The organism is Haliscomenobacter sp., from assembly GCF_033763495.1.
Taxonomy (GTDB): Bacteria; Bacteroidota; Bacteroidia; order Chitinophagales; family Saprospiraceae; genus Haliscomenobacter.
Map to the genome: position 1 here is coordinate 1 of NZ_JANRKL010000112.1, position 13,463 is coordinate 13,463.

The 13,463-nt window shown below is 47.2% G+C and carries 9 protein-coding genes; 7 read left to right on the top strand and 2 right to left on the bottom strand.

What is annotated here, in order from left to right; all coding sequences use genetic code 11:
- Window positions 1–510 (bottom strand): glycosyl hydrolase 2 galactose-binding domain-containing protein (locus tag SFV55_RS12000; protein ID WP_320029741.1); only part of this gene is annotated, 510 nt, incomplete at its 3' end.
- Window positions 511–648: 138 nt separating this feature from the next.
- On the opposite strand from SFV55_RS12000, the gene SFV55_RS12005 reads away from it, so the two are divergent.
- The 6 genes from SFV55_RS12005 (at window position 649) to SFV55_RS12030 (ending at window position 9,246) form a co-directional block, all read left to right on the top strand.
- Window positions 649–2,133, top strand: a complete 1,485-nt coding sequence (locus SFV55_RS12005) for an SUMF1/EgtB/PvdO family nonheme iron enzyme (RefSeq protein ID WP_320029742.1) — start codon at window positions 649–651, stop codon at window positions 2,131–2,133.
- Window positions 2,134–2,793: 660 nt separating this feature from the next.
- Window positions 2,794–4,914, top strand: coding sequence for a carboxy terminal-processing peptidase (locus SFV55_RS12010; RefSeq protein WP_320029743.1), 2,121 nt, complete (start codon window positions 2,794–2,796; stop codon window positions 4,912–4,914).
- Between the two features lie 208 nt (window positions 4,915–5,122).
- A complete protein-coding gene (locus SFV55_RS12015; protein WP_320029744.1) occupies window positions 5,123–5,578 on the top strand; it encodes a nuclear transport factor 2 family protein in 456 nt (151 codons plus the stop codon).
- A complete protein-coding gene (locus SFV55_RS12020; protein WP_320029745.1) occupies window positions 5,530–6,141 on the top strand; it encodes a hypothetical protein in 612 nt (203 codons plus the stop codon). Before SFV55_RS12015 ends, SFV55_RS12020 begins: the two co-directional genes overlap by 49 nt.
- 39 nt (window positions 6,142–6,180) lie before the next feature.
- Window positions 6,181–7,320 carry a hypothetical protein gene (locus tag SFV55_RS12025; protein ID WP_320029746.1) on the top strand — a complete coding sequence of 380 codons (1,140 nt, stop codon included), beginning with the start codon at window positions 6,181–6,183 and terminating at the stop codon, window positions 7,318–7,320.
- A gap of 72 nt (window positions 7,321–7,392) precedes the next feature.
- Window positions 7,393–9,246: a peptidase M61 gene (locus SFV55_RS12030; RefSeq protein WP_320029747.1), complete on the top strand. Its 1,854-nt coding sequence runs from the start codon at window positions 7,393–7,395 to the stop codon at window positions 9,244–9,246.
- A gap of 86 nt (window positions 9,247–9,332) precedes the next feature.
- On the opposite strand, the gene SFV55_RS12035 is transcribed toward SFV55_RS12030, so the two are convergent.
- Entirely contained in the window at window positions 9,333–12,305 is a 2,973-nt protein-coding gene (locus tag SFV55_RS12035) for a tetratricopeptide repeat protein (protein WP_320029748.1), read from the bottom strand.
- A gap of 160 nt (window positions 12,306–12,465) precedes the next feature.
- On the opposite strand from SFV55_RS12035, the gene SFV55_RS12040 reads away from it, so the two are divergent.
- A complete protein-coding gene (locus tag SFV55_RS12040; RefSeq protein ID WP_320029749.1) occupies window positions 12,466–13,368 on the top strand; it encodes a M23 family metallopeptidase in 903 nt (300 codons plus the stop codon).
- The last annotated feature ends 95 nt before the right edge of the window (window positions 13,369–13,463 follow it).

A 13,463-nucleotide genomic window follows, 5' to 3' on the forward strand; every position in this document is an offset into this window, starting at 1 on the left:
GGCGGGCAGTCCGTATTTGTGTTTGCTCAAGGCTTGTAGTCCAACTGTGATGGGGGAGTGGAAAAAGATGCGTAGTCGATTTTCACCAACTTTGAGCAAGGGTTTGACCTCTTTTTCATAAGCCACAAAAAAATTATCCGCCAGAACCACCAATTGACCATTGAGGTACACATCGGCGTAGGTGTCCAACCCCAAACATTCCAGCGTTATGGCTTCGAATTCCAGAAAATCTGCGCCCAATTCAAAACGACAGCTGTACTCCCAGTCGGCCTTGTCTACCCACTGTACCTCCTCTTCCTGCATGCGAAAATAGGGATCGGGAATTTTACCATTTTGCATCAAATCAGTATGCACCGTGCCGGGTACAGTGGCAGGCATCCAGTTGCCTTTGTTGGCTTGTCGAAAAGTCCAGTTATCCTTGAGTTCGATCATAGCGCTGTTGGGTTGCGTTTGGCATCCCAATTGGACACTTAGTAAGGCCATCAGGATGAGGTAGAAAAATGGGCGCATCCAAAAACAGGTTGTGTGAACTGCGAATATAAGAAAAGTGGGGAAGGTAGGGAGAAATTGATAATTGCCTTCCACCGCTTTATCTGGAAAAATAACTATACTTGCCAATATGATTACAATTAGGCATTGTTTGAACACATGACCAAAGAAGATATCCAACAGCTGGTAGCCAAGGGAGAATTAAAAAAAGCCATTGAGCATTTGCTAGGGCTGACCAAAAATAAAGCCGACCATGCCGATACCCATAATGCCCTGCTGCTCAATTCCAGCCGCTTGAGTGATTTGGACAAACAGCGGAACCAGGGCACCATTGAGCTTGGCAATGAGTTGCTGACCAAAAATCAGGTAACCGGAGCCGTTTTGGAATTATTGAACCAATTGCCAGTCGATTTTTGGACTGCGCCTGCTACCCTCAGCCCCCTTGAAGAACTCCGCACCGCACCCCTTCTATTGGATTTTGTGAAAAAACATGGGGATGCTTATGAACATGATCATGGTTTGTTTACGGAATTTAGTGAGGCAGTAAAAAAAGCCTTCAGCACGGTAAAAGAACGAGACTTGTTGCGGATTCTAGGGGAAGTGTACACCGCGCACCAAGAAATACCCCAACTTGTCGGAGCATTTGTGGCAAACAACCTGGGTAAATGGAAAACAAGCCAATGGGTGGATTTTAAAGAGGATATTTTTGGGTGGTATGGCGAGGTGCTGAGTGGGCAAGATTTGGCCGCGGTAGTAGAAGAGAAAAAGAAACGGTTTGCCGAGGTATTTAAAGACTTTGTACACATCAAAGGAGGACAATTTATGATGGGAGCACCGGAAGCTGATAAAGATGCGTCCAAGGATGAAAAACCCCAGCATGAAGTAAAGCTCAGCGATTTTTACTTAGGCAAATATGCTATAACCCTGGCCCAATTCGCGGAGTTTATAGAGGCAACGGGCTATCAAACCAATGCGGATAAAGGCGGAGGGAGGAGTGTATGGACCGGGAAAATATGGGAAATGAAAGCAGGTGTCAACTGGCGTTATGATGTAAAAAGCAATCCACAAACGAATCCACAACATCCGGTCATCCACGTGAGTTGGAACGATGCCATAGCTTTTTGTAATTATTGGAATGAAAAATTTGGCTTAAGACCTAGTTACGATACTCAGGGAAATTTGTTGAATACTCAGGGAAAAATTACCACAGACCTGAGGCAAGTACAGGGTTTTCGTTTGCCAAGTGAAGCCGAATGGGAATACGCCTGCCGGGCGGGCACTTCCTCCCTTTATTATACTGGTGATCAGCTTAGTCCAAAGCAAGCCAATTTTGGTTGTTATTTGGATCGTACCCAAGTAGTAGGCTCCTATTCACCCAATCCATGGGGGCTATACGATATGCTCGGAAATGTCTTAGAATGGTGCCAGGATGTTTTTGATGCGGACTTTTATGAAAAATGCAAAAAACAGGGTAGAATTATCAATCCTTTGAATGTTCAGGACGATACTTTTCGGGTATTGCGCGGCGGTGGCTGGGGAAACGTTCCGCAGGGTTGCCGTCCATCTAATCGCAGCGGCTATCCTCCCGCTAGTTGCGACTTCGATTTGGGGTTTCGGGTAGTGTTGGGTTCCCCCTCCAGGTAGTTGGACCGCTCATTCAACAAGCCCCTGAGCAAAAAAACGGACAACAGGGTCGATTGGTTCTAGCCTCAACCCCGAAGGGGTGACAGGATTATAGCAAAATAACGGGATCAATTTCATCAAGAGAAACCCCGAAGGGGTGGCATTATGAAATAACATGGCAAATAATGCCACCCCTTCGGGGTTTTAATACAATCCTTATACCATTTTTTCTATAATCATGTCACCCCTTCGGGGTTAAAAACTGCGCTTAAATTAATATTTTTAGATCATTTTATATTGAATGTCAAAATTTTAAACATACGTAAAATGTACTCCCCTTTAGGGGTCGGGGGTTCCTAGGCCCCAAGCACGATCCTCAAATCCACCCCCTAAAACTTTTAAAAAAACCTTAACCCTCCTACCCTAAACCACTCCCCCAAAAAATACGTTTATTTAAAAATCGTCAAAAGCGAGCAAATTGGCTAAAATCCCTCCAAGTGGGGGATTTCTTATTTATCTTAGTTGCGTTAGTTTTACCAGGAGAGTTTAGAAGGTTGAGAAAGTTGAGAAGGTTTAGGCTCCGCGAGCGATTTTGACAATATCCTTGTCTAAGTACCTCGCGGAGCCTAAACCTTCTCAACCTCCCTCAACCGCCTCAACCTTTTTCAAAAAAAGCGACACATGAACACCACCAAAAGTGTATTTTTTACTGCTCTATGTCTCCCGATAGTGCTTTTGTTGTGCAGCAGCGATGTAAGCAAGGCACCCGTAGATGATCGTTATGATCGAATTTTGCATACCGTTGGTCAATTACTGGAACAAGGGCATTACAGCCCCCAGGCCCTCAATGACCAATTTTCTGCCAAAATATACAACGAATACCTGAAGGAACTGGACCCTGAAAAAGTCATTTTCCAGCAAGCTGACCTGAAAGAATTCAGCAAGTACAATTCCTTGATTGATGATGAAATCCGTCAAACTCCGGTTGAGTTTTTTTACAAAGTCAACGAACGTTATAAACAGCGGCTCAATGAAATCAAGACCAATTTGCCCAATTTGGCCAAAAAAGCCTTTGATTTTACCGAAGCCGACAGCATTGTAACCGACTACGACAAAAGAACTTTTGCCAACAACGCCAAAACCCAACAGGAGCAGTGGCAGAAAAAGCTGAAGTTCATGGCCTTGGAAAAATTCATCGACCTGCAAGACCAAAGGGAAAAAGCCACTGCTGAGACCCCCAAAGAAACCGATGCAGCCCTGGAAATCCAGGCCCGTGAATTTGCCAAAACCACCCTGGACAAATCCCTCGATCGCCTGATCAACAAAACCAGCGACGACGATCGTTTCAGTATGTTTGTCACCACCATCACCAATACGATGGATCCGCATACCGACTTTTTTATGCCGGTAGAAAAAAGAAGTTGGGACGAACGCCTTTCGGGTAAATTTTATGGCATCGGAGCCCTTATTGGGGAAGAAAATGGCTACCTCAAGATCGCCACGGTATCCCAAGGTGGCCCCGCCTGGAAAACCACCGAAGTCAACGACGGCGACATCATCCTCAAAATCGGCGAGGGCGACAAAGCCCCAGTAGACGTGGTAGGTTACGACATCCCCGATGGCGTCAAACTCATCCGTGGCGACAAAGGCACCACCGTGAAACTCACCCTCAAAAAGGTAGATGGAACCATCAAAGTGGTGCCCATTGTGCGCGAAGAGCTGAAATTGGAAGAAACTTTTGCCAAGTCTTGCACCATCAAAGACGGCAATCAAAAAACGGGTTACATCTACCTGCCCAAGTTTTACACCCCCATGGGTGACGAAGGTGGCCGCAGTTGCGCCGCCGATGTGGCCAAAGAAGTGGCGAAACTCCAGGCTGAAAACGTGGATGGCATCGTCATCGACTTGCGTGACAATGGCGGAGGCAGCCTCTACGAAGTAGTACAAATGGTAGGGTTGTTCATCCCCGACGGCCCCGTCGTACAAGTGAAAAACGGCGATGGTCGCTCTTCCTTCTTGCCAGATGAAGACAATGGAAAGGTACTGTATAGCGGTCCACTGGTAGTAATGGTCAATGAATTCAGCGCTTCGGCTTCTGAAATTTTCGCCGCAGCCATCCAGGATTACCAGCGGGGAATCATCGTAGGGAGTACTTCCACCTACGGCAAAGGGACAGTACAACGCCCCATTCCACTGAGCCGCCTGACCAGAGATGAAAACACTGATTTGGGCACCGTACACCTGACCATCCAGAAATACTACCGCATCAACGGTGCTTCTACGCAGTTGAAAGGAGTAGTGCCCGATTTGGTTTTGCCTGGCTATTACGAGTCGTATAAATTCAGGGAAAAAGACAATAAAACTGCGCTGGCCTGGGACGAAATCAGAAAACTGAGCTACAAGCCCTGGGCTAAAACACCGAATATGGATGCGTTGCGTAAACGTTTCCACAACCGCATTGATAGCACGGGTTTGGTGGAGAAGGTGCAACAAAACTCCGCCTGGTTGTCTGCTCAGCAAGATGCTCCTCTGGATTTGAACCTACAGAAATACAAGGAAAAAGAAAAAGCCGTCAACGCCAGAGCCAAACAGGCCCGCGAGTTGTTCGTGATGAACAAGGAAATGGACGTCGTTAGGGTAGGAGAGGATCCTAGCGCTTCGGCTACCAGTGCAGCCTTCAACACCCGCTGGGTGAATTTCCTGAAAAAAGACCGCTACCTGTACGAAGCGACCAAAGTTGTAGGTGATGTTTTGGAATTGACAGGTGGGAAATCACCCCTGTCGATGAAGAACGACCGATAGTGTATTAGTATAATGCTTCAATGAAAACCCGACCTGAGTCACCTCCATTTTTTGGAATGACTCAGGTTTTTTATTTTGTTTCGGTTCCTAATGATTTTTGGGACCTTCCTCACCACTAAAATACCCCATTGCGGGGGATGGTTTACAGCCTTGAGCGAATTAATTTTGGTACATCGGATCTATTTTTCCTCGACTGAAAAACACGCTCATGCTAGTTCAAAAAATCACTCAACTGCTCTTCGTTGTAAGTCTGCTGGGAGGAAGCCAATTGTTTGCCCAAAATGCCGCTGTTGATAGCGTTTCCCTTGCACTCAACGACTACATCGATGCCTTTTATTACGGTGATACCAGCAAAATTCATCGCAGTATTGATCCTGGGGTGCATAAATATGGCTATTACCGCCCTCGCAATGGCTCGACCTACGAAGGCTCGGCCATGCCTTTTCGGGAAATGCTCGAGTATGCAACGGGTGTAATGAAGAAAGGTAAAAACTCCAATGTGGAGAAGTTTCCGCGAAAAGTGGAAGTTTATGAAGTGCTGGATAAGACGGCCTGTGGCAAAGTAACGGCCTGGTGGGGAACCGATTATGTCCTTTTGGCCAAACTAGATGGCAGATGGAAAATCACGAATGTACTCTGGCAATCTCCGGCTCCCAAGCAGTAACAGCACTTTATTCAAACCAATCGACACCTAAAAATGAAAAATACCATTGTCTTCAAGTACCAGATCAAGGTATTGATTCTGGTGTAGTGGTGTTTGCAACGGGTTATTTTCAGGAGGAAATCACCAAAGGTGCCTATCAAAAAAGCCTGCTCTACGATTACCTCAGCAAAGGGGGGAAAGTAGTGGTATTGGGCACCAACCCCGCTTTTCACCGCTTTGATTACAGTGCCAAGGAATACAAGGGCCTGGATTACCTGCAAGCTGATACCCTCATCGGGGTGAAGTACCCTTTCAATGATTTGCGAAGTCATTACGGTTTGTACGGCTCCATGCCCACTGAAACGGGTAAAAAATGGGGCTTGAGCCAAACCATTTCGGCTTTTGCTGGCGTAGATCCGGCTCAGGTCACTCCTTTGGCCCTGGATGAAAACGGCAAAGCAGTGTATTGGGTGAAGAACTACGGACACCGCGAAGGAACTGGATTTGTACAATTGTGGATGCAGGCCAATATGTTCCATCAGTTGGGAGAGGTGAGGAAGATTGCGGAATATGGACTGGATTGAGGTGTTGTAACAAAATTTGAATGGAGAAAAAAATCCAACATGAAGCCCTTTATTTTTTTCCTTAGTGGTTGCTTGGGCATGATGGTTTTAAACTTGAATGCCCAGGATGTATTCCAATCTGATTTGGTGTATGGCAAATATCCCGTAGGATTCAAGGCCGTGCAAACCATTGACTACACCAGAGCCAGCTGGCTGTCTGGGCCAAAACAAGCTGCTGGCCGGGCCATACAATTGTACATTTGGTATCCGGCTGAAAAAGCGAATACCAATCCATTATTGTACCACGATTATTTAGCTAGTCGGTTTGGGCCAACTCAGGCCATTAGAGCTGGTTTTTTTCAAAGTGTGGCTGAACTTGGAGGTGATACCACCCTTTTACAGAGCGTTTTTCCTAAAATGACTCAAAGCAAAACCAAAGCTTATCGCGAGGCCAAAATAGCCTCCGGCCAATTCCCTTTGATCATTTTCCCTGATCAGGTGCATTTGCAAAACATACTCTGTGAATACCTGGCTTCCTGGGGTTTTATCGTCGTTTCGCCGGTGATTCAGGGCCCTTTTGCCGAACCTATGCAATACGACCCGGCCGGGATTGAAACTGGAGTGGCCGATATGCAATTTGCCCTGGGGTATCTGCGCAAAAACTTCCCGGCACAACGCAACTTTGCCGTGATGGGCCTTGGTTTTAACGCCACCCTGGCTTTGGCCTTACAAATGAGGAACCCTGATGTAAAGGCCCTGATCAGCCTGGAAGGAGGCATCACCACCCCCTTTGAAGAAGAACTGATTGAGCATAGCCCTTATTACAATGTAGAGCGCTGTACTGCGCCCATCCTGGTCATTCATGCGCCTCACCCTGACGTAAAGCCAGAACTGGTTGACAAATACAAATACGCGGAGCGGGTTTTTCAATTCTACCCGCAATCCTCCGAGTTTTATTTTTTGAACTTCGGCATTTGGGAGCGCCACCTGAAAAACATTTTGCCCAAAGCCAACCACAGCAATACCTGGCAGAGTTTTACCTATGCGGCCCAATCTATTCAATGGTTTCTGAATTGGAAGCTGAAGCAGGATGAAAAGGCCCGAATGGCGCTTTTTAATACCACTGAAGCCAAAGAGCTGGTGTCTACATCACTAAAAGTCGCCGCAGGTTTGCCAACTACTGGAAATCAACGGCACTGAAAAAACGACTACAAAACCACAAATGAAATCAGGATCAAAAACCTGGGTTGATCAACCGAAAATACACTTAACATGAAAAAAGTATACTTGATTGTATTGTGTCTGGCCGTCTGCGGCTATTTTGCTTATGGACAAGCACCAGCGAATAGTTACCGCTTTACGCTGGATCTGGTCCAAGTCAACGACGACAAAATCGGCGTAGAACTACAGCCTCCCAGCATCAAAAAAAAGGAGATCATTTACAACCTGCCCAAAATTGTGCCCGGCACCTATTCCGAAGACGATTTTGGCCGCTACATTGACGATTTTGAGGCACTGGATAAAAATGGCAAGGCTTTGCCCGTTGAAAAAATCAGCACCAACAGTTGGCGGATCAGCAATGCCAAAAAACTGGGCAAAATTCGCTACAAGGTGAACGATACCTTTGACGATGAAGGCAGTGGCAAAAAGATCTTTGAACCCTGTGGACTCAATATTGAAAAGGATGTCAACTACCTACTCAACACCCACTGTTTTGCCGGGTATTTTGACGATATGAAACAATTGCCTTTTCAACTCACCGTGCTGCACCCGGCCAGCATGATTGGTAGTACCGCTTTGAATGATACCGACCCTAGTGCCACCCAGGACCGTTTTGAAGTTGAAAATTACAACCGCCTGGTCGATAGTCCTTTGATGTATGGCAGTGCAGAAACAGCGACCATCCAGGTGGGCAACACCTCGGTGCTCATCGCTGTACACTCACCCAATAAGGTAGTCAGTGCTGCTTTTTTGGCGGAAAAAATCAATGGTTTGCTCCAGGCGCAAGGGGCTTACCTGGGAGGGACTTTGCCAGTCAACAAATACGCTTTTTTGGTTTACCTCAACGACAAAAGAGGGGTGTCAGGTGCGCAAGGTGCCCTGGAACACTCCTATTCTTCAGTGTATTTTATGCCCGAAGGCAACAATGGCAATACCGTGCAGTTCCTGATCAATGTGGCCGCCCACGAGTTTTTCCACATTCTTACCCCTTTGAACATCCACTCGGAGGAAATCCATTATTTTGATTTCAATCAGCCCAAGATGTCCAAACACCTTTGGTTGTACGAGGGTACCACCGAGTACCATGCCCATTTGGTGCAGGAGAAATACGGTATGATCACCAAGGATGACTTTTTGGGTGTCCTGCAACAAAAAATCAGCAATTCCCGCCAACGTTACATCGATACCTTGCCCTTTACAGTGATGAGCGCCAATTGCCTCGATACCTACGCCGGCCAATATGGGAATGTATACGAAAAGGGGGCCTTGATCGCCACCTGCCTCGACATTAAGTTGCTGCAATTGTCGAGGGGCAAATACGGCATCCTCAGCCTCATTGGCGATTTGTCAAAAAAATACGGCAAGGACAAACCCTTCAAGGATGAGGAGCTTTTTGCTGAAATTGGTAAATTGACTTATCCGGAAATCCGACTTTTCCTGGAAAAATATGTGGCAGGCAACAAGCCCCTACCTCTGGAGGAGGTTTTTGCCAGTGTAGGGGTCGACTACTCTCCGGTCGTCCAGGACAGCACCTTTACCTTGGGGCGCATTGCTTTTGAACCAGATGAAAATCAGCGCCAAAAAATCATCAATCTGTCCAACATGAACGCCTTTGGCAAAATGATGGGCTACCAACTGAATGACGTCATTCTCAGCATTAATGGCACTGCCCTGACTGCAGACAATCCAGATGCCGTGCTGGTCGATTTGTACAAAACGGCCAAAGTGGGCGACCCTTTACAAGTGGTGGTATTGCGCAAAGATGAAAATGGAGTGGAGCAACGACTCACCTTATCGGCCCCAATGATGAAAGTGGCCAGGAAGTTGACCAATGTGCTGCGCTTTAATCCGAATGCGAGTGCGGAGCAGGTGGCGCTGCAGAAGAGTTGGTTGGAGAAGAGGTAGGTGATGCTGAAAACAAAAGCGACATGAATAGCAGCGCGGACGCTGCTATTCATGTCGCTTTGGCTGTATCTGAATTAAGTCTTGCCCTACTTCAAATAATTCGCCTCAAAAAACTCCGCATACCCATCCAGCGTCTTATCCCGCAACACCGAGCGGTAATTGTCCATACTGATGGGCAACAACTGGTAATCCACACTTGAGTCCATAAACTGGGCACGGTTTTTCATCACCCCATCGTAGTACTTCATGGCTGCGGCCTTGTTTTCAAAGCGGCGCAGGATCACCAGTAATTTACGCGTTTTCTCATCGTCCCCTATTGCAAGGTTGGTGATGGTGATTTTATCCAGTTTGTGGAAATTGCGGTTGTAGTCCGAAATTTTATTTTTGGCATTGTCCAGGTTGGCACTATTGTCGAGGGCCACCAGGATGAAGTGGATGGCATTTTCATCGGGCCGGAAACGTACATTTTCCTCATCGGTACGCTCCTGGTCACCGGGGAGCTGTGCACCAGCACCACCCAGCAGGCGCAGGATTTCCTTGGCACGTTTTTGCTCATCAGAGGTAGGGTAGCGGGCGATTACTTCGTTCAGGGCGCTTTTGTAGGCGTCGGCCCCTTGCAGGTTGCCCGTACAAAGGGCGGCCAAGAGTGCAAAGCGGGAAGCCAATTTATTTTCGGCACCAAAGCGCACTTTGGAATCCATACACATCTTGAACGCATCCTGATAATTTCCTTTTTTGAAGGCGGCATAAGCCTCATCGTAATACACGTTCACTTTGCGCTCCTCGTTGAGGAATTCGGCAGCGTAGTTGGGATCTTGCAGGATGCGGGCGAAGGTAGAAGTGGGGTAACCACCCACAATTTTATCGTAATAAGCCTGAGCCTGATCAGCATGGTTGAGTTTGCGGTGCGCCAAATACAGGTAATACCAGGAATTAAGTTCAAAGTTATGGCGGCCAAAACGGGTGTTCAGCCCCTCCAGCGTTTTGACCGTTTTTTCAAAATTCTCCAATTTATCGTAGTACAATACGCCCAGTTTGTACATCGCATCGATCACTTTGACTTCGGCACTGCGGCGTTCTGCTTCGGTGCGAGGTACCGGACCCAGGTAGGTTTTTACATCGTCTTCATCTTCAGTAGCATCAGTGCCAGAAGCCTTTGGGTTATTGGCATTGACTGGATCATCAACGACTATTTCATTGCTGCCACCACGCTTTTCTGAGCGACGCCAGTTGTCTTCCAGTGGGCGTTCGCCCCAGTTGCGCTGGAACTCCCGTTTGCCCTGTTTTACCTCTTTTTCGTCATAAGCCCAGAAGGTAGAAGCTTGAGTCCCAGCGATCAGGGGGCGTCCGGTTATCGCTCCAGGGTTGGGGTTATTGTTTTCCGGTACTTTGGAGTTTTCGAGGGCGCGCAGGCGCTGTTCATCCTTGTCCTTTTTTAATTTGGCGGCCCGCTTTTTGAGTTCCGCATCCGAAAGGGCGCTCAGAGTCAACAAACTGTCCTGGAGCTGAATGGTGCTAAGGTTTTTGGCGATGTCGACCAGGTTATCGCGCAGAATGGTTGCGGATTTGAGTCGATCATCCTTTTTGTCCATAATGGTCAGCGTACTATCCAAGTAATTTTTGGTTTCGATGAATTTTTCTTCCTCAAAATACAACTGGGCCAGGGTATAGTACGATTCGGTTACCTGTGCTGGATTGTTGCCTGCGCTGCGTACAGAGAGGGTCAGGTATTCAATGGCTTTAGGCTTGTTGTTGTTTTTCAGCGCCACATTGGCCAGGGCGTAGTAAATACGGTCGCGGTATTCCTGGTTTTTGGCGTCTTTGAGCATCCGCTCCAATTGGGCAGTAGCAGACTCTGCCGAACCCTTGCCGCTGAGCCAGGAGTTTTGCGCCATGTTCAGGCGGGCATTGAACTGCATTTCGTAGTTCACCGAAGAACTGGCTACTTTTTCAAATCCGCTGTAAGCGTCATTCCAGCGTCCGGCGCGTTGGTGCAATTGGGCCAGAATATAGTTGTAACGAGCCTTAATTTTGGAGTCTTCGGCCCGTTCAACAGCTTCTTCCAGTGGTTTTACCGCTTCTTCGTACTGCTTCTTTTTGATGTAAAAATGGCCGAGCAGGGGAGCCAGTTGTGCCCGCACCGCATTGGGTGTATTGGGGTCGCTTTCCAGTTCAGTCAGCGTGCGGAAGGCCAAATCTTCGTTTTCCCGTTCAATGAGGGTGCGTGCCAACCAGAGTACACCTTCGTAATAGGCTGGTTTTTTCTTCAAATAATCTTTTTCCCGTTTGGCCTCCTCTGCTTCTTTCCGTGCTTTTTCTTTTTGGATTTGCTCTGGTGTTTTGGTCGTTGCGCCTGCGGTACTTGAGCTGGTTTTGGTTCGATTCAGGATTTCTGGCTTGGCAGGTAAGGGTTTGCCTTGTTTACGAGCTCTGGCTACATCAGCATTGTATTTTTTACGGGCTTTGGCTACGTCTTTGGCTAGCTTCTCTTTTTCCTTTTTGGCCTTTTCCCGCACTTTTTCTCTTTCCTTGGCGGTTAGCACCCTACCTTCGCTGTCTACCATTGGCGCGCGGGTACTTCCACTGCGTACATTTTGGGCTACAGCTTTTTTAAGCTTGGCTTTTTCAGGTGAAAATTCAGCAGTAAGGTACCGCAAGGTTTGCTCCGCAGTTTCAAAGTCTTGTTTGAGAAAATGTGCCTTACCCGCCAAAAGGTAACAATCATCCACCCAGTCACTTTTAGGGTGTAATGCAGCTACCTTGGTCACTTTTTTGACTGCTTCGTCCAACACCGGCGCCGATGCTTTGGGGTTGTCGATACCCATGTAGGCGTATACGGGCAAAATTTGGGTGTAATTGTCCTTGTATTGCTGTTCCATGCTGAGCATGGTCGTTGTCAGGATTTCATCGGCATTGAAGTAGCCGTTGTAATGAGCAGTGGTATTGTGGTAAGCCTTTCCAAGGCCAGACAGCTCTTTACTGCTGCTTTTGACGGCGACACAACTCTCAATCATCAGGGCAAGCGCCACTACCGTCAGGGCGTAAACTAATCGTTTCAAGGCCGAATATTTTTTACAACGATGAATAAAATCGTTAAAATCAGTGTGCAGAGCTGGTTTACTAGGCAGTAAACCGTAAATTTGCCTCACTTATAACTTGAAAGACACAAATTTATTTTGGTTTTAAGAAAAAACAAACCCAGAATTCAAACTGACGATTATGGCTTTGAAGTTTAATGGCGAGCGCTGGAAAAAATGGCGGGAAAACATCACCAAGCATTACCGCTTCGTGATCATGAATGAGGATACCTTCGAGGAGGTTGGATCTTATAAATTGACCCTGATGAACTTGTACCTGTTCATCAGCACCTTGCTGGTGGTGTTGACCTGTCTGGTCTTTCTACTGATTGCATATACCCCCATCAAGGAATATTTACCCGGGTTTCAACCCGTAAGCAGCAATGACCGTAAGCTTCTGGAACTCACCCGGGAAGTGAACCGCATGGGGCAGGAAATGCAGGCTCAAGAAGTGTACATCAAAAACCTGCAACGCATGCTAACAGGCAACCCCTTACGGGAAAGGGATGTGCCCAAAGCTACTCCTGACCAAACACCAACCAAGGATGGAGCCAAAAAAGTGGGTATGTCGCAGGTGGATGAAGAGATGCGCCGGGAGGTTGAGCTGGAGCGGGTAGGTCGAATTGCGAAACAGAGTAGGTCAGTTGGATTTGCACCCAGCGAAAAACCCATTGAGCAATTGTTTTTTGCAGCCCCAGTCAATGGGGAAATCAGCGCCCACTTTGATCGCCAAAAATCACATTACGGGGTAGACGTACTGGCACCCCGTAATGCGGCCATCAAAGCCGCCATGGATGGTTATGTTTTTTTATCGGAATGGACCCTGGAGACCGGCAATACCGTAGGCATTCAGCACGACAATGGAATTCTCTCTTTTTACAAACACAACTCATCGCTGCTCAAAAAAGTGGGCAACTTTGTTCGCGCAGGTGAAGCCATTGCAATCGTTGGGAATACTGGGGTACTCTCCAGTGGCCCCCACCTTCACTTTGAATTGTGGCACAAGGGAAAACCAGTTGATCCCGTCGACTATGTAACTTTTTAGGTATACTTCTCTTTTTGTGGCCTTTGCAATCGGTAGAACAGCTTTTTTTCCTTTTCGTTTTTTCTCAAAAAAACCGGATATTGCAGCGTTTTTGT